Origin of the sequence: Sphingomonas sp. ID1715 (assembly GCF_013044515.1) — a bacterium.
Taxonomy (GTDB): domain Bacteria; phylum Pseudomonadota; class Alphaproteobacteria; order Sphingomonadales; family Sphingomonadaceae; genus Sphingomonas_B.
Genome location: NZ_JABEPR010000003.1, coordinates 215,431 through 233,510 on the forward strand (window position 1 = coordinate 215,431; position 18,080 = coordinate 233,510).

22 protein-coding genes are annotated in these 18,080 nt (G+C 66.6%); 7 read left to right on the plus strand and 15 right to left on the minus strand.

Features of this window, described 5'->3' with window-relative positions; translation table 11 throughout:
- The gene (locus tag HJG53_RS10125) at positions 1-699 is read left to right on the plus strand and encodes a GNAT family N-acetyltransferase (RefSeq protein WP_171130148.1); all 699 of its coding nucleotides are present in this window, start codon (positions 1-3) and stop codon (positions 697-699) included.
- Here the strand turns inward: HJG53_RS10125 and mutS are convergent.
- Positions 653-3,241 (minus strand): DNA mismatch repair protein MutS, encoded by a 2,589-nt coding sequence (mutS, locus tag HJG53_RS10130; protein WP_171130705.1) that lies wholly within the window; start codon positions 3,239-3,241, stop codon positions 653-655. The two genes, HJG53_RS10125 and mutS, sit on opposite strands and share 47 nt — an antisense overlap.
- Before the next feature lie 103 nt (positions 3,242-3,344).
- Here mutS and HJG53_RS10135 point away from each other — a divergent pair, with 103 nt between their 5' ends.
- The 5 genes from HJG53_RS10135 (at position 3,345) to HJG53_RS10155 (ending at position 8,704) form a co-directional block, all read left to right on the plus strand.
- Complete coding sequence (locus tag HJG53_RS10135; RefSeq protein WP_171130150.1) at positions 3,345-4,391, plus strand: type III polyketide synthase; 1,047 nt, start codon at positions 3,345-3,347, stop codon at positions 4,389-4,391.
- The gene (locus HJG53_RS10140) at positions 4,388-5,071 is read left to right on the plus strand and encodes a methyltransferase domain-containing protein (protein WP_171130152.1); all 684 of its coding nucleotides are present in this window, start codon (positions 4,388-4,390) and stop codon (positions 5,069-5,071) included. The genes HJG53_RS10135 and HJG53_RS10140 overlap by 4 nt, the downstream gene beginning before the upstream one ends.
- Positions 5,050-6,120 carry an FAD-dependent monooxygenase gene (locus HJG53_RS10145; protein WP_171130154.1) on the plus strand — a complete coding sequence of 357 codons (1,071 nt, stop codon included), beginning with the start codon at positions 5,050-5,052 and terminating at the stop codon, positions 6,118-6,120. Before HJG53_RS10140 ends, HJG53_RS10145 begins: the two co-directional genes overlap by 22 nt.
- 31 nt (positions 6,121-6,151) lie before the next feature.
- Positions 6,152-6,547 carry a peptide-methionine (R)-S-oxide reductase MsrB gene (gene msrB / locus HJG53_RS10150; protein WP_171130156.1) on the plus strand — a complete coding sequence of 132 codons (396 nt, stop codon included), beginning with the start codon at positions 6,152-6,154 and terminating at the stop codon, positions 6,545-6,547.
- A gap of 63 nt (positions 6,548-6,610) precedes the next feature.
- The gene (locus tag HJG53_RS10155; RefSeq protein WP_171130158.1) at positions 6,611-8,704 is read left to right on the plus strand and encodes a transglycosylase domain-containing protein; all 2,094 of its coding nucleotides are present in this window, start codon (positions 6,611-6,613) and stop codon (positions 8,702-8,704) included.
- Here HJG53_RS10155 and HJG53_RS10160 read toward each other — a convergent pair.
- The 3 genes from HJG53_RS10160 to HJG53_RS10170 are packed head-to-tail and all read right to left on the minus strand — an operon-like array spanning position 8,683 to position 10,371.
- On the minus strand, positions 8,683-9,390 hold the full coding sequence (locus HJG53_RS10160) for a M48 family metallopeptidase (RefSeq protein ID WP_254447676.1): 708 nt from the start codon (positions 9,388-9,390) through the stop codon (positions 8,683-8,685). The two genes, HJG53_RS10155 and HJG53_RS10160, sit on opposite strands and share 22 nt — an antisense overlap.
- Positions 9,365-9,802 carry a YcgN family cysteine cluster protein gene (locus tag HJG53_RS10165; RefSeq protein ID WP_171130161.1) on the minus strand — a complete coding sequence of 146 codons (438 nt, stop codon included), beginning with the start codon at positions 9,800-9,802 and terminating at the stop codon, positions 9,365-9,367. Before HJG53_RS10165 ends, HJG53_RS10160 begins: the two co-directional genes overlap by 26 nt.
- Positions 9,790-10,371, minus strand: a complete 582-nt coding sequence (locus HJG53_RS10170) for an SCO family protein (RefSeq protein WP_171130162.1) — start codon at positions 10,369-10,371, stop codon at positions 9,790-9,792. The genes HJG53_RS10165 and HJG53_RS10170 overlap by 13 nt, the downstream gene beginning before the upstream one ends.
- Positions 10,372-10,428: 57 nt before the next feature.
- Here HJG53_RS10170 and HJG53_RS10175 point away from each other — a divergent pair, with 57 nt between their 5' ends.
- Positions 10,429-11,019, plus strand: coding sequence for an ankyrin repeat domain-containing protein (locus HJG53_RS10175; protein WP_368039559.1), 591 nt, complete (start codon positions 10,429-10,431; stop codon positions 11,017-11,019).
- Between the two features lie 191 nt (positions 11,020-11,210).
- On the opposite strand, the gene HJG53_RS10180 is transcribed toward HJG53_RS10175, so the two are convergent.
- The 11 genes from HJG53_RS10180 to HJG53_RS10230 all read right to left on the minus strand — a co-directional run bounded on the left by HJG53_RS10180 (position 11,211) and on the right by HJG53_RS10230 (position 18,003).
- Positions 11,211-11,657, minus strand: coding sequence for an MmcB family DNA repair protein (locus HJG53_RS10180; protein ID WP_171130166.1), 447 nt, complete (start codon positions 11,655-11,657; stop codon positions 11,211-11,213).
- A 73-nt stretch (positions 11,658-11,730) separates the two neighbouring features.
- Positions 11,731-12,378 (minus strand): cell wall hydrolase, encoded by a 648-nt coding sequence (locus tag HJG53_RS10185; RefSeq protein WP_171130168.1) that lies wholly within the window; start codon positions 12,376-12,378, stop codon positions 11,731-11,733.
- Positions 12,379-12,551: 173 nt separating this feature from the next.
- Positions 12,552-12,863, minus strand: coding sequence for a DUF1491 family protein (locus HJG53_RS10190; RefSeq protein ID WP_254447677.1), 312 nt, complete (start codon positions 12,861-12,863; stop codon positions 12,552-12,554).
- Positions 12,864-12,883: 20 nt separating this feature from the next.
- The gene (locus HJG53_RS10195; RefSeq protein ID WP_171130172.1) at positions 12,884-13,345 is read right to left on the minus strand and encodes a PaaI family thioesterase; all 462 of its coding nucleotides are present in this window, start codon (positions 13,343-13,345) and stop codon (positions 12,884-12,886) included.
- A complete protein-coding gene (locus HJG53_RS10200) occupies positions 13,335-13,799 on the minus strand; it encodes a PTS sugar transporter subunit IIA (protein WP_171130174.1) in 465 nt (154 codons plus the stop codon). Before HJG53_RS10200 ends, HJG53_RS10195 begins: the two co-directional genes overlap by 11 nt.
- Before the next feature lie 66 nt (positions 13,800-13,865).
- Positions 13,866-14,444 carry a ribosome-associated translation inhibitor RaiA gene (raiA, locus tag HJG53_RS10205; RefSeq protein WP_171130176.1) on the minus strand — a complete coding sequence of 193 codons (579 nt, stop codon included), beginning with the start codon at positions 14,442-14,444 and terminating at the stop codon, positions 13,866-13,868.
- A 35-nt stretch (positions 14,445-14,479) separates the two neighbouring features.
- A complete protein-coding gene (gene dnaQ, locus HJG53_RS10210; RefSeq protein WP_171130178.1) occupies positions 14,480-15,187 on the minus strand; it encodes a DNA polymerase III subunit epsilon in 708 nt (235 codons plus the stop codon).
- An 11-nt stretch (positions 15,188-15,198) separates the two neighbouring features.
- Positions 15,199-15,792, minus strand: coding sequence for a dephospho-CoA kinase (coaE, locus tag HJG53_RS10215; RefSeq protein ID WP_171130180.1), 594 nt, complete (start codon positions 15,790-15,792; stop codon positions 15,199-15,201).
- Positions 15,789-16,601 carry a shikimate dehydrogenase gene (locus HJG53_RS10220; RefSeq protein ID WP_171130181.1) on the minus strand — a complete coding sequence of 271 codons (813 nt, stop codon included), beginning with the start codon at positions 16,599-16,601 and terminating at the stop codon, positions 15,789-15,791. Before HJG53_RS10220 ends, coaE begins: the two co-directional genes overlap by 4 nt.
- The gene (locus tag HJG53_RS10225; protein WP_171130183.1) at positions 16,598-17,194 is read right to left on the minus strand and encodes a nucleoside triphosphate pyrophosphatase; all 597 of its coding nucleotides are present in this window, start codon (positions 17,192-17,194) and stop codon (positions 16,598-16,600) included. The genes HJG53_RS10220 and HJG53_RS10225 overlap by 4 nt, the downstream gene beginning before the upstream one ends.
- Positions 17,185-18,003: a pyruvate, water dikinase regulatory protein gene (locus HJG53_RS10230; RefSeq protein WP_368039560.1), complete on the minus strand. Its 819-nt coding sequence runs from the start codon at positions 18,001-18,003 to the stop codon at positions 17,185-17,187. Before HJG53_RS10230 ends, HJG53_RS10225 begins: the two co-directional genes overlap by 10 nt.
- Positions 18,004-18,080 lie beyond the last annotated feature (77 nt).

Genomic DNA, 18,080 nt, shown 5'->3' on the forward strand with positions numbered 1-18,080 from the left:
ATGGACGACACGCTTCTCGACCGGCCCGTGTGGCATGCGCTGACCAGCCGCCAAGCCGGGCTCGCTGTCAGCGACGGGCAGGCACGGCGCTATCGGCCCGACATCAACGTGTTTGCAGCGGGCGCGGAGTATGACGCCGCAACGCTCGCCAGCCTGGGCACACTGGCGCAGATGGGCGAGACGATGGTGATCATCGAGGGGGACGCCGCGCCGCCGGTCCCGGGAACGCGCGTGGATCGCGTGCGACTGGTGAACCAGATGGTATGGGACGGCAGGGCTTCACCTCCCTCAGACTTTGCGCATCAGCCGCTTGGCGATGCCGATGCAGGCGAGATGCTGGCACTGGCCACGCTGACCGCTCCGGGTCCGTTCAGCGCCGCCACCCATCTCATGGGCGACTTCATCGGCGTGCGGGATGGAGGGCAGCTGGCCGCGATGGCCGGCCAACGCTTCCGGCTCCCCGGCTATGCCGAAGTGAGCGCCGTCTGCACGCATCCGGACCATCGCGGCAAAGGCCATGCGGGCAAGCTGATGCAGGTCCTGATCGCCCGCATCCTGGCCGAGGGCGACACGCCGTTTCTGCACACTTACCCGGATAATGCAGGCGCAATTCGCCTCTATGAAACGCTCGGCTTCCGCTTCCGCCGGGCGCTTACCGCAACGTTCCTGTCGGCTGATTCTCCATCGCGAGAGATTTGAGACGGTAAAGAGTCTCCAGCGCCTCTCTGGGGGTAAGCGAGTCGACGTCCAGCGCTTCGACTTCGGCGCGGATCGCGTCACATTGCGCTTCCTCCGCCTGCGCGGTGGCGGCGAACAGTGGCAGGTCGTCAAGCCCTGCGGCAATGCCGCCGGTCTTCTCGCGCCCCGATTCCAGCCGCTTCAGCACCTCGCGCGCGCGGGCAAGGACGGGCTGCGGCAAGCCGGCAAGCTTGGCCACGGCCAGGCCATAGCTACGATCGGCGGCGCCGTCCGCCAGCTCATGCAGCAGCACGAGATCGCCCTTCCATTCGCGCGCGCGCACGTGATGGAGCGATAGCGCATCGAGCTTGCCGGCCAGCCGCGTCAGCTCGTGATAATGGGTCGCGAATAGGCAGCGGCAACGATTGCCTTCATGCACCGCCTCGACCACCGCCCAGGCGATGGCGAGCCCGTCATAGGTCGAAGTGCCGCGGCCGACTTCGTCGAGGATCACGAAGCTGTTCGGCGTCGCCTGGGCAAGGATGGCGGCGGTCTCGACCATTTCGACCATGAAGGTCGACCTGCCCCGCGCGAGATTGTCCGATGCACCGACGCGGCTGAACAGCCGGTCCACCAGGCCGAGGGTGGCGCTCGCCGCCGGGACATAGCTGCCGGCCTGGGCGAGCACGCAGATCAGCGCGTTCTGACGGAGGAAGGTCGATTTGCCGCCCATGTTCGGGCCAGTGACGAGCCACAGGCGGGACTCTTCCGACAGGCGGCAATCATTGGCGACGAACCGCCCGCCGCCCTTCGCGACCGCAGCTTCGACGACGGGATGGCGACCGGCGTCGATCTCGAGACAGGGATAGTCGACCAGAGCTGGACGACACCAGCCGCCTTCGATCGCGCGTTCGGCCGACCCTGCCGCCACGTCGAGGCGCGCGATGGCATCGGCGGCGGCAGCAATCGCATCGCGCCGGGCGAGCGCCTGTGCCGTCAGGTTCTCGAGATGCGCGGCTTCGGCAGCAAGTGCGTGCGCGCCGGCTTGCGTGACCCGGAGCGCCTGTTCGTGCAGTTCCGGCGCGTTGAAGCGGATGACACCGGCGAGGCTCTGGCGATGGGTGAAACCGGAGTCCGGCGCCATCAGTCTGTCGGCACTGCGCGCCGGCACTTCGACATGGTAGCCGAGCACGCCATTGTGGCGGATCTTGAGCGTCGCGATGCCGGTCTGCTCGCGATAACGGGCCTCGAGCGCGGCGATTGCCCGCCGTCCCTCGCCGCCCAGGCTGCGCAGCTCGTCAAGCGCCGCGTCATAGCCTTCGGCGATATAGCCGCCCTGGCTCGCATCCAGCGGTGGGCTCGGGACCAGTGCACGGCTTAGCAGATCGACCAGCTCGGCATGACCCTGCAGCGCCGGGAGCAGTTCGGCTAGGAGCGTCGGCGGCTGATCGATGCGGGCGAGCCGGTCATGCAGGCTGCGCGCCTCCGTAAGTCCGTCGCGCAGCTGGGCCAGATCGCGCGGTCCCCCGCGGCCGGCGACCAGCCGTCCCAGTGCGCGGCCGATGTCTGGCATCGCGCGGAGCGCAGCGCGTGTCGCATGGCGCAGGCCTTCGTCATGGAAGAGGTCGACCAAGTCGAGCCGCGCCTGGATCGCCGCGCGCCCGGTCAGCGGCGCACCAAGATCGGCCCCGAGGAGGCGCGCGCCGGCGCCAGTGACGGTACGGTCGATGCAGTCGAGCAGGCTGCCGGCCCGGCCCCCGCCCTGCGCCTGGGTGAGTTCGAGGCTTTCGCGCGTCGCCGCGTCGATCAACATGTGCGCGGCGGGTGATCGCTGCTGCGGGCGCCGCAGGAAGGGGAGCGCGCCCTTGCCGACATGCTCCAGATACGCGACCAGCCCACCGGCAGCGGCGACACCCGCCCGCCCGAAGCCGCCGAGTCCATCGAGCGTCGCCACCTCGAACAGCTCGCAGATACGCCGTTCCGCTGCGCCGCTGTCGAAGCTCGTGCGGGAACGCTCGACACAGTCGCAGCGGCTCCACCCCTCGGGCGCGATCACCTCCGCCGCGGCATAATGGGCGAGTTCGGCGTCCAGCAGCTCCGGCGCCACCTCCGCAATCTCGAAGCGGCCGGTCGAAATGTCGGCTGCGGCAAGACCGAGCGTGCCGCCGACTTCCGCCAGCGCGACCAGCCAATTGGAGCGGCGCGCGTCGAGCAGCGTCTCTTCGGTCAGCGTGCCGGCCGTGACGAAACGTACGATCGCACGGTCAACCAGCCCCTTGGATCCGCGCGCCTTCGCCTCCGCAGGAGACTCGGTCTGCTCGGCGATTGCGACTCGGTGCCCGGCCTTGATCAGGCGGGCGAGGTAGCTTTCTGCGGCGTGGATCGGCACGCCGCACATTGGAATGGGGGCGCCGTCGTGCTCCCCGCGAGCGGTCAGCGCGATGTCGAGCGTCGCCGCGGCCGCCTTCGCATCGTCGAAGAACAGCTCGAAAAAGTCACCCATGCGATAAAAGAGCAGGCAATCGCCGGCTTCCGCCTTGAGGCGCAGATATTGCGCCATCATCGGCGTGGGAGCGCTGGACATGGCCGCAGTTAACCCGGCTGGGGCCGTGTAGCCAACGGGTGCGTTGTGCGGCAGAGTCGCTATCCACAACAAAGAGAGTCGCGTGGCCCAGGCCTATCTCAACGCCATCGGCACCGCGGTGCCCGAGCAGGACATCCACCAGCCCTTTCTGGACTGGGCGCTCGCCCGCATCGCCGAGCCGCGCGAACGTCGTCTGTTCGAACGGATGGTCGGCCGCAGCGGCCTCGAACATCGCTGGTCGGTGCTGCCGCCAGCACCGGGCGGCGGCTCCCCGGCCGAGCCCGGCGGCTTCTACGGCCGGGAGACACTGCCCGGCACCGCCGAACGCATGCGGCTCTACGGCGAAGTCGCGCCGGCGCTGGCGCTGCGGGCGATCGGCGAGCTGCCGGCCGACCTTCATGACGTCACGCATCTGGTGGTCGCGAGCTGCACCGGCTTCGTCGCGCCCGGCGTGGACCAGATCATCGCGCGGCGGCTGGGACTTTCACCCTCGGTCGAGCGGCTGCTGGTCGGCTATATGGGCTGCTATGCGGCGGTGGTGGCGCTGCGATCAGCGCGGCACATCATCCGGTCCGAGCCGCGTGCGCGGGTGCTGGTGGTGACCGTCGAGATCTGCTCGCTGCACCTGCACGAGATGGACCAGATCGAGTCGATGCTGGCGGGGCTGCAGTTCGGCGACGGTGCGGCGGCGGCACTGGTCACGGCGGAAAGTGAGGGATTGGAACTCGGCCAGCTCTTCTCGACAACGCTGCCGGAGTCCGATTCGCTGATCCGCTGGGACATCACCGACCAGGGGTTCGCCATGCATTTGTCGGGCGAAGTGCCGGGGCGCATCGGCGCTGCGCTGGCCGACCCAAAAATGCGCGAGACGATCGTCAATGGTGGCGTCGACCAGTGGGCGGTGCATGCAGGCGGACGGTCGATCCTCGATGCTGTGGAGAATGCGCTGCAACTCCCGCCCGGTGCGCTCGACGACTCGCGCGACGTGCTGCGCCGGTATGGCAACATGTCCTCTTCGACGCTGATGTTCGTGCTGCAGCGGCAGCTCGAGCGCGAGATCGAGCATGGCGTCGCCATTGCCTTCGGACCCGGGCTGGCGGCCGAGGGGTTCCGGTTCCAGAGCGCATGAGCCTCGCCGTCCGCAGCCAGATGCAAGAGCAGATGGATGCGGACGATCTGTCGCCCGAAATCTACGCCGCCGTGATCGGCGACCTTGCCAGGGTGAACCGACTGACGCTGGCCGCGCGACCGACGCTGTCGTTCATCCGCCGCGCGACGAACGGCCAAGCCTTTCGCCTGCTCGACGTCGGCTTCGGCCATGGCGACATGCTGCGCACCATCGCCCGCTGGGCGCGGAAGCGAGGCCGTGAGTGCGAGCTGGTCGGGGTCGACCTCAACCCGCGCAGCGAGCCCGCCGCGCGCGACGCGACACCGCCGACGCTACCCATCCGCTATGTCACCGGCGACTATGCCGATCTGGCGCATGAGCCATGGGACCTGATCGTCTCCAGCCTAGTCGCCCACCATATGAGCCATGCGGAGCTGATCGCCTTCACCCGCTTCATGGACGCGCATGCGCGGATGGGTTGGCTGGTCAACGACCTGCATCGTCACCGCCTGGCGCATGCCGGCTTTCCGGTCCTCGCCACGCTGATGCGCTGGCACCCGATGGTGAAGGCGGACGGCACGCTTTCCATCGCCCGCTCCTATCGCCCCGGCGAATGGGACCCGATCCTGGCCGAGGCCGGCATCACGGCCCGCGTCTACCGCGCCTTCCCCTTTCGCCTGTGCGTCGAACGGATACGCTGATCCTGGGCGGCGGCCCGGCGGGCTCGGCCGCGGCGATCACCCTTGCGAGCGCAGGCGCCCGCCCGCTGGTGATCGAAAGGCAGCGCGAAACCGGCGATGCGATTTGCGGTGGCTTTCTCAGCTGGCAAAGCCTGGCGGCGCTGGAACGGCTCGGCATCGAGCTCAGCGGGGCGCCGGCGACCGAGGTGCGGCTCTTTGCGCGCGAAAGCTGGGCGAGAGCGCCTCTGCCGAAGCCGGCACTTGGCGTGTCGCGTCGGCAGCTCGACAGCATCATGCTTGCCCGTGCGGCAGCGACAGGCGCAGCGGTCGAGCGCGGCATTCTGGCGAAAGAGGCGGAAGGCCAGCAGATCCGTGTGGACGGAGATGTCGTCGCCCCCGAACGGCTGTTGCTGGCAACAGGCAAGCATGATCTGCGCGGCCTCGCCCGGCCTAAGCCCGCGGACGATCCGGCGCTGGGCTTGCGCGTACGGCTCGGCCCGGCGCCAGCCCTGGCCCGACTGGTCGAAGGTGCGATCGAACTGCATCTGTTCGATCGCGGCTATGCGGGCCTTGTGCTGCAGGAGGACGGGACCGGCAATCTGTGCCTTGCGGTGCGGAAGTCGCGGCTGGCCGAACTGGGCAGCCCGGTAGCGTTGCTGCGTGCGATCGGTGACGAAGTGCCCGCGCTTGGCGAACGCCTCGCTTTTCTCGATGGCGCGGCAACGATCGACGCGATTGCCGCCGTGCCTTATGGCTGGCGCACGGCGGAGACGCTGCCGGGCATCTACCGGCTGGGCGATCAGGCGGGTGTCATCCCGTCGCTCGCGGGGGAAGGCATGGGTATCGCCATTGCGAGCGGCGTGCTCGCGGCCCGCGCCGTTTTGCGCGGCGGCAGGGCAGAGGATTATCAGCGCCTGCTCGCGGCCCGCACGCGGCGCCCCATCGCCATTGCGTCGGCCATCCTGTCAGCCGCCGAACGGCCCCTGGGAGCAGCTTCGCTGGTTCGGCTGATGAAGCTTGCGCCTGGACTGGCTTCGCTGCTCGCCCGGGTGACGCGCGTGGAGCATTGAAGCGCCGCGCCGGGTCGCCCACATTCCACCCATGGACAAGCTCAACCTCCCCGAGTCGGAATGGCGCCAGCGGTTGACGCCCCAGCAATATCACGTGCTGCGCGAGGCGGGCACGGAGCGGGCGTTCACCGGTGCACTCTACGACAACAAGGCCGAAGGCACTTATCGCTGCGCGGCATGTGGCGCCGACCTGTTCCAGAGCGACACCAAATATGACTCCGGATCGGGTTGGCCCAGCTTCACGCATCCGTTCGCGCCGGGCGCGGTCACCGAGCATGAAGATGCGAGCCATGGCATGCGCCGCGTCGAAGTGCGCTGCGCCCGCTGCGACAGCCATTTGGGCCATGTCTTTCCCGACGGCCCCGGACCTGAAGGCCTGCGTTATTGCATCAACAGCGTGTCGCTCGATTTCGCTCCGAAAGACTGAGGGAGAGCGTTCGCGTTCATCCTTGTGACAACAAGGGTTAGTCATTAGACCGCCATCATCCCGATGGCCTCACCGCGACCCAGCAAAGCTCCGCAGCGCAAGGCCCCGCCTTCGAAAGCCGCCACCATCTTCAGGAAACTGCTGATCGTCGGCGGCGCTGGCGCGCTCGTGACCTTGGTAGCGCTGGTGGTTGCGGTCTATCTACAGGTCTCGACACTGCCGACCTATTCGGAGCTGCGCTCCTCGCCCAACGGGCAGATGATCCGCGTTCATGCCGCGGACGGCACCGTGCTCGTCTCGCTCGGGCCCAGCTATGGCGAATGGCTGAGCTATGACGAGATCCCGCAGGTCATGAAGGACGCAATGGTGTCGGTGGAAGACAAGCGCTTCCGCTCGCATCTGGGCGTCGATCCGATTGGCATTGCCCGTTCGGTCAAGGTGCGCCTGCAGCGCGGCCATTGGGCGCAGGGCGGTTCCACCATCACCCAGCAGCTGGCCCGCAACGTCTTCCTGACCAACACCCGCACCTTCGGCCGCAAGGCGAGGGAATGGCTGCTCGCGCTCGCCATGGAGCGCAAGTTCAGCAAGGACCAGATCCTCGAGCTCTATCTGAACAAGGTCTATTTCGGCGGCGGCTCCTACGGCATCGACGCAGCCTCGCGGCGCTTCTTCGGCCATGGCGGCGACAAACTGAGCCTTGCCGAAGCAGCGGTGATCGCCGGTCTGGTTAAGGCACCATCCCGTTATTCGCCGACCGCGGACGCGGAGGCTGCGATCGGACGCTCGACGGTCGTGCTGAACTCGATGGTCGAAAACGGCGTCATCACCATGGCCGAGGCGACCAATGCCGAGAAGGTGAAGGTGCGGCTGAACGAAGACGCTAACGAGAACAGCGTCCGCTACTTCACCGACTGGGCTCTGCCGCAGCTCGAAACGCTGATCGACGAAACGGTTGAGCCGCTGGACGTGTGGACCACGCTGGATCCCGGCATGCAAAAGGCGGCGCAGGCGGCGGTCCGTGCCAATGCTCCCGGCAATGCGCAGGGCGCGCTGGTCTCGCTCGACCGCGACGGTGCCGTGCGGGCGATGATCGGCGGCAAAGATTATGTCACGTCGATCTACAACCGGGCGACGCAGGCGACGCGGCAGCCGGGTTCGGCGTTCAAGCTGTTCGTCTATCTGTCGGCGCTGGAGGCCGGCTACAAACCCGACGACATGGTCACGGACGAGCCGGTCAATGTCGGCGGCTGGAGCCCGCGCAACAGCAACGGACGCTATACCGGCTCCATCAACCTGCGCACGGCTTTCACTTATTCGGTGAACACGATCGCCGCGAAGATCGGCCAGGATGTCGGCACGACGACGATCGCCGACATGGCGCGCCGGTTCGGCATCACCACGCCGATCAACACGCATCCCTCGATGGTGCTCGGCACGTCGGACGTGCGGCTGATCGACATGACGCGTGCTTTCGCATCGGTTGCGTCCAAGGGCATTGCGGTCGTCCCCTATGGCATCACCAAGGTGACGAGCACCGGTGGCCGCGTGCTCTACCGCCATGAAAGTGATACCTCACGGGTGCTGGTGGCGCCCTGGGTGGCTGCGGAGATGACCGATCTGATGCAAAGCGCGGTCTCGGCCGGCACGGGTCGCGCGGCGAATATCGGGCGGCCGGTCGCAGGCAAGACGGGGACGACCAGCAGCAACAAGGATGGCTGGTTCATCGGCTTTTCGAGTGGGCTAACCACCGGCGTGTGGATGGGCCGCGACGATTCCCGGCCGGTGCCGGGGTTGCAGGGCGGCACCGCGCCCGCCCGCGCCTTTGCTGCCTTCATGCGGGTGGCGACGGCCAAGCGGCCCGTCGAGCAGTTCGAGACCAAGGTCACCTTGCCCGAATGGCAGCTCGAACCCGATGCGGAAGCCTATTACGGCCAGGCGGAAACGCCGCAGCTGGTCGACGAAGCCGGCAACCCGGTCGGCCCTGAGGAGCGGCCGTTCGACGAGCCGCAACCGGGCGAGGGCGAAGAGCAACTGGATGAGCAATTCTACGATCGTGCGCTCGGCCGCGGACAGCCGCCGCGCGATCCGCGAGAGGAAGAGCCGGAGCCGCGCGACCGCGGCCGCGAGCCGCCACCTCAGGAGCGGCCGTATCCGTGAAGCCTGACGCCGTTCGCGCGCAGCCAGGCGCGGGCGGCTGACGGACTTTCGCCGAGCAACATTCGTTCGAGCGCCTTGAAGGCAGGACCGTGGTTCATGTGCACGCGGTGCGCCACTTCGTGCGCGACCGTCGACCGTCGCACGAAGTCGGGCGCCAGGATCAGCCGCCAGCTATAGCGGATGTCGCCACTGGCGGAGCAGCTGCCCCAGCGCGAGCGCGTGTCGCCCACGGAGACACGGGCAACCGACACGCCTGCCTTTTCGGCCAAGAGGCGGGTCTCGACCTCCAGAACGCGCTTGGCTTCCGCCTTCAGCCAGCGAACGGCGCGCGCCTCGAACAGGTCGGCGTCGCCAGGAATCAGAAGCCGATCGCCGTCCTGCCTCACGATGCGGCGGCCCGGTTCAGCCGCAGCCAGTGTCAGCGCCTTGCCGGCCACTTCCAATGTCATGCCCGGAGTGAGCCGTGTCCCGGCATCCCGCCGGGCGAGTTGGTCCTCGACCCAGGCGCGCTGCTCCTCCACCCAGGCAAAGGCATGGCGCAGGGAAGCCCGCCGGGGGAGGGTCAGCCGCACGCTGCCGTCGCGGGGATCGACGCGCAGGCGCATGCGCCGCGCGCTCCCGTGGCGGACAACGGTCAGCGGCTTGCCGGCGAAGCGCGGCTCAGGCGTCGAGAATATGATCCTCAAGCTCGCCCGCTTCCAACTCGGAGATGGTCCAGCCGCGCACCGACATTCCCGCCGCATGCACCGATTCCGGATCGCCGCTGTTGAGCGGATGCCAGTCGGGCAGCGGCTTGCCCTCGGCCCGCAGCTTGTAGGCGCAGGTGCCGGGCAACCATTCCAGGGTCGCCGCGAGCTTTGGCGTCAACCTGACACATTCCGGTACATAGGCGCGGCGGTGCCGGTAATCGGAACAGCGGCCGCTGCGCCGGTCGAGCAGCTTGCAGGCGACATTGGTGGGAAAAAGCTCGCCCGTCACTTCGTCTTCGAGCTTGTGGACGCAGCATTTGCCGCAGCCATCGCACAGGGCCTCCCACTGCGCGCGGTCCAGTGCCTCAAGCGGCGTGTCTTCCCAGAAGCGGTTGCTCACCGCACCCATCGCTTCAGTTCGGCCGCTATGGCGTCTGGCTTCGCATCATGGGGGATGATGGCGATCGGCTTGCCGTCCGGGCCGAACAGATAGGCGATCCGGCTGTGGTTCATCAGATAGCCGGTCATGCCGGGCCGCTCTTCTTTCGAGTAGATGACCGCGAAGGTCTTGGCCGTGGCGGCGATCTGATCAGGCGACCCGGTCAGGCCGATCAGCTTCGGGTGAAAGGCCGAAACATATTGCTTCAGCACCGGCGGTTTGTCGCGCTGGGGATCGACGCTGATGAAGATCGGCGCGATGCGGGCGGCGACCTGCGGATCCGACTTTTCGAGGCTGGCATAGCCCGCCATCAGCTTCTGAAGATCGACCGGGCAGACATCGGGACAATAGGTGTAGCCGAAATACATGAGCCGATAGCGGCCGACATAGGTGCGATCGGTGACTGCGCGCCCGTCCTGGTCGACGAGCGCGAACGGACCGCCGATCCGAGCGCCGGCGAGCGGCGGCTCGGTCTGGGCCGAGGGACCACACGCGCCGAGGGCGAGCGCGAGACCGAGCAGAAATGGGCGGAAGTTCATCGCACGAGCAGAAATGCTGTGCTAACCGGCCAGGATCAAGTGCAGGTGGATGAACCCGTGACGTTTCGACGTGCTTTTCTCGCCCTTGCGCTGCTGGCGGTCGCCGCGCCGGCGGCCGCGCAATTCTCCGACAGCTATAATTTCCTGAAGGCGGTCAAGGATCGCAACGGGGCGAAGGCGATCGAATTGCTGAACAAGGGCGGTCCGACCCTGATCGACACGCCCGATGGCGCGACCGGCGAGCGCGCGATCCATATGGCGGTCAAGGATCGCGACCTCGCCTGGGTCGGCTTCCTGATGCAGAAGGGCGCGCGCGTCGATCTCAAGGACAATGACGGGAACACGCCGTTGATGGTGGCCGCACGGGTCAGCAATCTAGACGCGGCGCGCCTGCTGCTGGCGAAGGGCGCTCAGATCAACGCTACCAACCGTCTGGGCGAGACGCCGCTGATCATCGCCGTGCAGAAGCGGGACGTCGCGATGACGCGGCTGCTGCTGACCGAAGGCGCCGATCCCGCCAAGCGCGACCTGGCGAGCGGCATGTCGGCGCGCGACTATGCGGTGCGGGACGGTCGCTCCGAGATGATCGTGAAGCTGATCGACGAGACGAAGCCGGTGGCGAAGCGCGGGATCGCCGGGCCGAAATAGCCTAGGGTCCGTACTCGATCACCAGGTCGGCGTGACGGGTCGAGCTTTGGCCTGTGGGTAGGAACGAGGAGGGAGCGATGTTCCACATCGTGACCGATCGAGCGACGCCCTCCACAGGCCAAAAGACGCCCCGCCCCGGAGGGGTCGCCCGGAGAGGCAATCACGCTTGATCTGGTGATCGAGTACGGAACCTAGCCCAGCAGCTCACAGTCCGGGTCGAGGTGACCGAGCAGGCGCCGGGCGGCGCGGCGGCCGAAGTCGAGCGTCGCCGACTTGCGGCGCGGCGCTGGCACCAACCGCTCCGCCGCTTCACGCGCGATGGCGGCGTCATAGCGATCGGCGACGATTAAGCCGGCAAGATCGGGTGAAAAGGCTTCGTTTTCGAAGAGATCGAGCCCGAACCCTTGCGGGACCGCCCAGAAAAAGCGGTCGCAGAAATCGAGATAGTCGCGCCACTTGCCGTCGCCGAGCAGGTCGGCGCGCGAGACCTTGATCTCGACGATCAGGATGCGCCCTTTCGGATCGACGGCCATCAGGTCGGCGCGGCGGCCATTCGCGAGCGGCACTTCGCACAAGGCCACATAATCGTGGCGCAGCAGCAGCCGCGAGACGCCGCGCGCCACGTCGGCGGCGGTCATCGCAGACGGCAAAAGGGCGGGATGGCTTGCCACCCCGCCCTTCTAGAACATGACAGGAACGCTGCCTAGCGGCTCAGCGATAGAAAACGTGATTGCCGAGCTGGGCGACGCGCACCTTGTTCCAGCCCGGCGAGACGCGGCTGGCATGGAAGAACAGCGCCTTGGACGCGCGGCTGTCCCACTGGTCGGCAAGCGCGATCTGGGCGATGGCCACCGCCTCGCGCCAGGCATAGCCATTGCGCGCGATCGGGGGAAAACCGTTGCCGCGAACGAAGGAGAACTGGCCCTTCTGGAACACGACGCCGCAGATCGACGACGCGAAACGGCCGGACTTGGCGCGATTGATGATCACTTCGGCGACCGCGAGCTGGCCTTCCAGCGGCTCGGTCTTGGATTCGAAATAGACGGATGCGGCCAAGCATTCGGTCTCGCGATCGAGCTTGTCCGGCATGGTCTGCAGGTCGACCAGGTGATTGAGGCTGGCGGGCTTGGGCGCCGCACGGACCGGAGCGGGAGCAGGGCTGGCTTCGGGAGCGCTCTCGAGGTTCGGAGCGGTGGGAAGCGGCTCGACCGACGGAACCGGCGGGAGAATCTGTTCGTTGGTAACGCTGGAAACGGCGTCGTTGACGGTCTCAGCGAAGGACGGGGCGGCAGCGGCGACCCCAAAGGCAGTGCAGAAAGTCACAGCCGCGAGGCTCGCGGCGCGGTAGATGGCGACCATATTTCATTCGTACAGGGCGGTGAGTCGATCGACCTCAGGTGCGCAAAACGACCGCGCTTCCTGCTGATCTTCCCCCCGACTGCGCTATCGCTCGTGCCGGTGACCCCGACCGACGGCGATCTGGCGCGTTGGTGTTGACACCCCCTTCAGCAGCAAACGTTAATGCGTCAACGTTACGCAGCCGATTCAGCGGCGAACCGTTCAGCCTGCGGGATGTCCAGTTCAATCAGCCACAAATCTGGGTCCCGGTCGCGCCGCCGCTGTATGTAGGATTGGCGTTCCGATTCGGACTCAACATCTTGAGGTCCGCAGGGCGTCCAGCGGTACGTGCCATCGATAGCAGCCGTCCGTTCCAGCAACGATCTGAACACGCCGCGCTCGAGGCAACGGAGCAGGATCGCCCCCGCCATTTCATCGCCGCGCGCCAGCACCGCGGCGAAGCCCCCCGCGGCCTGCACGCGCCGGAACAGCGCATCGATGGTCATCCGGGAAGTGAGGCGCGGAGTCATCGCTCCGGCGCCGAATAGCCCTTCAGCGACGAGAGCGGAATGCGCGAGCGCATGAAGGTGCCGGTGCCGCGCGCCGCCTCCTCGCCGTCCGGACCGATCAGCCGCGCCTCAGCGACGAACACGCGGCGTTGGCCACTGACCCAGCGCCCCTCCGCCACCACGGGCCCGGTGACCATCGGCCGGGTGAAGAGCAGGTTGAACCCCGTCGTCAGCAGAAAGCGATCGGTGACCTTGCTGTTCGCGGCGTAGAAGGCGGCATCGTCCAGCATCTTGAAATAGCTGGTCCCATGCACCGCTCCCGCAGCATGGTGAAAGGGTTCGCCGACGTCGAAGGTGATCCGGGCCACGCCCTCTTCGGGTATCTCCAGTCGGGACGGGAAGATCTGGTTGATCGGCGCGGCAGCGTAAAGCGACTCGAGCGCGCGGAAATGAGCCTGGGCGCCCGACTCAGGCGGCATCGCGCGTTTCGGCGCTCGCGAACAGCGCGAAGAGGGCATCGGGCGAACCGGCGCCCCGTAGCTTCGCGACGAACCCACGGTCACGCAGCCGGCGGCTGACCTGCGCCAGCGCCTTCAGATGCTCGGCCCCGGATTCCTCAGGTGAGAGCATCATGAAGACGAGATCGACCGGCAGATCGTCGATCGCGCCATAATCGATCGGCTTTTCCAGGCGCACGAACGCGGCGCGGATACGATCGAGGCCGGGGAGGCGCCCATGCGGAATCGCGACGCCGCCGCCAAAGCCGGTGGTGCCGAGCCGCTCGCGCTCGTTCAACCGCTCGAGCACCTCGCGCGCCGGCAGGCCCATCACGCGTTCCGCATGCTGGGCAAGCGCCTGAAACAGCGCCTTCTTATTGGCGGTGGACAGGTCCGCGAGCACCGCGTCCCCGTCCAGAAACTGAGTGAAGTCCATGCGAAAAGGAGGTCCGATGTGGCGCGCGCCCCTTAACGCGCGCGCCGTGCTTGTAAAGGCCCAGCCTCAGGCGCGCTGAGGTTCGACCCATCCGATCGTGCCGTCGCCGCGTCGGTAGACCATGTTGAAATTGCCGGTCGCGCTGTTCTTGAACAGCAGCGCGTTGGTGTTGCGCAGATCGAGCATCATCACCGCGTCCGACACGCTAGCATCCGGCACGTCGACGCGCGTCTCGGCGATGATGGGCGGATTATCCGGAAGATCCTCTTCCTCGTCCGCTTCCGGCAGGCTGAAGACGGTGTAGCCCGCAGCGTCGAACGCCGCTTCCTGCGCCGCGCCCTGACCGTGCCGGTCGCGAAGCCTGCGCATGTATCGGCGCATCTGCTTCTCGATCTTCGCAAGCGCGTCTTCGAACGCAGGCTGCGCTTCCAGTGCCCGGCTGCTGCCCTTCAGGACGACGCCGTTCGGCACATAGATGATGATCTCGCAGTCGAAGCGGTGATCGTGCGGACCCTTGCCCAGGGTTACGGTCGATGAAACGGCGCGCGCATCATATTTGTCGGACAGTGCCTGCACCCGGGTGGAGGCATGCTCCCGCAGCGCCTCGCCGACATCCACCTGATGACCCGATACGCGCACGTCCATGTGAAGCCTCCTCCGTTTGCTCGAACAGACAAACCTCAGGCAGCCTTGGCCGTTCCCAAGTCCCAGACCGGATCGGTCAGCTGTGCCAGGAATCGCGCGTGCCGCTCCAGCTCGGCGGCAGATGCCGCATGCGGGCGCGGGGCTCGCACCGGGCGAGTGATATCGTATGCGATCGCGTCCTGCCGGACGGCTTCGGCGGCGCTCGGCGCCTCGTGCAACGACAGGCCGATCTGCCGCCCGCCGGTCAGCTCGACATAGCATTGGGCGAGCAGCTGCGCATCGAGCAGCGCGCCGTGCTTCACCCTGTGGCTGCGATCGACGCCATAGCGGACGCACAACGCATCGAGACTGTGTTTTGCCCCCGGATGCTTGGTGCGGGAGAGCGCCAGCGTGTCGATCATCCGCGAACGTGGGATGTGCAGCCGCCCGCACTCACCAAGCTCGAAGTTCAGGAAAGCGAAATCGAACGCCGCATTGTGCGCGACGAGCGGACTGTCCTCGATGAAATCGAGCAGCTCCTCGCACACATCGCGGAACAGCGGCTGGGCGGACAGGAAAGTCTCGGAGAGGCCATGCACCGCCTGCGCCTCCGGCGGCATCGAGCGCTCCGGGTTGAAATAGGCATGGAACACCCGGCCGGTCTCGACGCGGTTGACCATCTCCACACAGCCGATTTCGACCATGCGATGACCTTCGGAGACCTGGATGCCAGTGGTTTCAGTGTCGAAAACGATTTCGCGCATTGCCCTTACGGCTATCGCTCTTTGCGGTCCAACAGACAAGCGATCAGTTGCCGCACCTGCACCCGCGTCTCCTCGTGCGACACGCCGGTGTCGATGACGTGATCGGCACGCTGGCGCTTTTCCGCGTCGGGCATCTGCAGGCCGAGGATGTACGCGAATTTTTCCGGCGTCATGCCGGGACGGGCCAGCACCCGTGCCCGCTGGACTTCGGCCGGAGCCGATACCACCGCCACGGCGTCGAGTCCGCCGGCGCCGCCCTTTTCGAACAGCAGCGGGATGTCGAACACGATCAGCGGCGCATCCTTATGCTGTTCGAGAAACGCCTTCCGCATTTCGGCAACCGCCGGGTGGACGATCGCCTCGAGCCGGGCGAGCGCCGCCTTGTCGCCAAGTACCCGCTGGCCGAGCTGGCCGCGGTCCACGCCAGCCGCACCGGTGGTGCCGGGAAACTCCGCCTCGATCCGCTCGACCAGCGCTCCGCCCGGCCCCTGCAGCGCGTGCACCGCCGCGTCCGCGTCGAACACGGGGACGCCGGCTTCCTCGAACATCCCGGCAACCGTCGACTTGCCCATGCCAATGGAGCCGGTGAGGCCAAGGATCTTCATCGGGCCAGCAGCTCGCGAAGTTCGTCGTCATGCTGGCGTGGCGGCTCGGCGTCGAAGAAGAGTTCAAAGGCGAGCGCCGCCTGACCGATCAGCATCTCTAGTCCATCGATGGTATCGAGCCCGCGTGCGTCGGCGTCCTGCAGCAACCCGGTCTGCAGCGGCGAATAGACAATATCGTAGACGATCGCGTCGTCGGGCAGCGGACCCAAATCGAGGTGAAGCGGTGGCTGGCCCGTCATGCCGAGCGTGCTGGCATTGACGAGCAAAGCGGCCGGCGGCAGCGGCCCGTCCAGCGGTAGCACCTTGCCCTTGAGGCCGAACCCGGCGAGCAGCCCGGCGCCTTTCAGCGGCGTGCGGTTCAGGATTGTCACTTCGCCGACGCCGACCCGGGCGAGCGCGAACAGCACGGCGCGTGCGGCACCTCCGGCGCCGACCACGGCGACCGGCTTGTCCCTGAGATCGAGGGCGGAAATCGGTGACCAGAAGCCCGCTGCATCCGTATTGGTCCCGGCAAGCTCTCCCGTCTCATCCCGGAACACGGTATTGATTGCGCCGATCGTCTGCCGGATGCCGCCCGGATCAGGAACGTGCATGAGCGCCGCCTCCTTGTGCGGCACAGTGATATTGCAACCGCGCCAGTCGCGATCGCGGCGGCGCTCGTCGAAATAGACGCCGAGGGCATCCGCCGCGACATGAGTAGCGCGATAATCGGCCTCGATCTTCAGCCTATCGAGCCAGAAGCGATGGATGAGCGGCGATTTGGAGTGGGCGATCGGGTCGCCGATCACTTCGGCATAGGGGCGGCTCATGACGTCAGGACTTCACGGGTGCGGAGATAATCGAGCAGGGGCAGCAGGGGCAGGCCGATCACCGTGAAGTGGCTGCCCTCGATCCGATTGAAGAGCTGCGCGCCGGGACCCTCTACCCGATAGACGCCGACACACCAGCGCGCCTGCTCCCATTCGCGATCCAGATACGCAGCGATGAACGCGTCGGAGAGAGGGCGGACATGCATCGTCGCCCGATCGACAAAGCGCCAGATAGGCCGCCCGGCCTCGGCGATCACAGCCGCGCTGTAGAGATAATGGCGGCGCCCGGAGAGTTGGCGCAGATGCTCCGCCGCTTCTTCCCGCGCTCCCGCCTTGTCGAGCATCCGCCCGTCCTGCAGCTCTACGACCGAGTCGCAGCCGAGCACCAGGGCGCCCGGGTGTTTGGCGGAAAGCTTCAGAGCCTTGAGTTCGGCAAGCGCGTCGGCGAGTTCCCGTGCCTTCAGCCCCTCGCCGCGCAAGCTTGCCTTGGCGGCTTCTTCATCGACGCCGGGCGATACTGCTTCGAACGGCACACCGGCAGCACGGAGCATCTCGCTGCGGCCGGTCGATTGGGAAGCGAGGATCAGGCGCATTGGCGCCGTTCGTTGCACAGGTTGATGATCGCCGCCGCCGTCTCCTCGATCGATCGGCGCGTGACGTCGATCACGGGCCATCCATTGTCGGCGAACATCCGGCGCGCAAAGGCCACCTCTCGCGTGACTGCTTCCTGATCGACATAGTCGGTCTCGGGTGCCTGATTGAGCGACAGCAGCCGATTGCGCCGCACCTGCACCAGCCGGTCGACGCTGGTGGTCAATCCGACGACGAGCGGATGCTTGAGACTGAATAGGCTTTTGGGCGGCGGGGATTCGATCACCAGCGGAATATTCGCGACCTTGTAGCCGCGATTGGCGAGATAGATGGACGTCGGCGTTTTCGAAGTGCGGGAAATGCCGGCGAGCACAATGTCCGCTTCTTCCCAATTTTCCCAGCCAATGCCGTCGTCATGGGCGATGGTGAATTGGATCGCCTCGACTCGATCGAAATAGGCCGCATCCAGTGCATGCTGACGACCGGGCTTAGCCAGTGCCGTTTGCCCAAGCATGTTCGACAGAGCATTGGTGACCGGATCCATTGGCGCAACGATGGGCAAGCCAAGCGCGTGACACCGCTGTTCCAGCGTCCTCCGCGTGTCGGCGTTGACGAGGGTGAAGAGCACCAGGCCTGGATTCTGCGCGATTTCTTCGAGAATCCGCTCAAGATTGGCGCCGGAGCGGATCATCGGCCAGAAATGCTTGATCGTCTCGACGCCTTCGAATTGTGCGATCGCTGCCTTGGCGATCATTTCGAGCGTCTCGCCGGTCGAGTCCGACAGAAGATGAAGATGCAGCCGTGTCGTCACGCGAACATCCCTGTGGAAAAGCGCCCGGACAGGCAAGCGGAAGCTCGCCGGACGACAAACCGCGCCCGCACCCGATT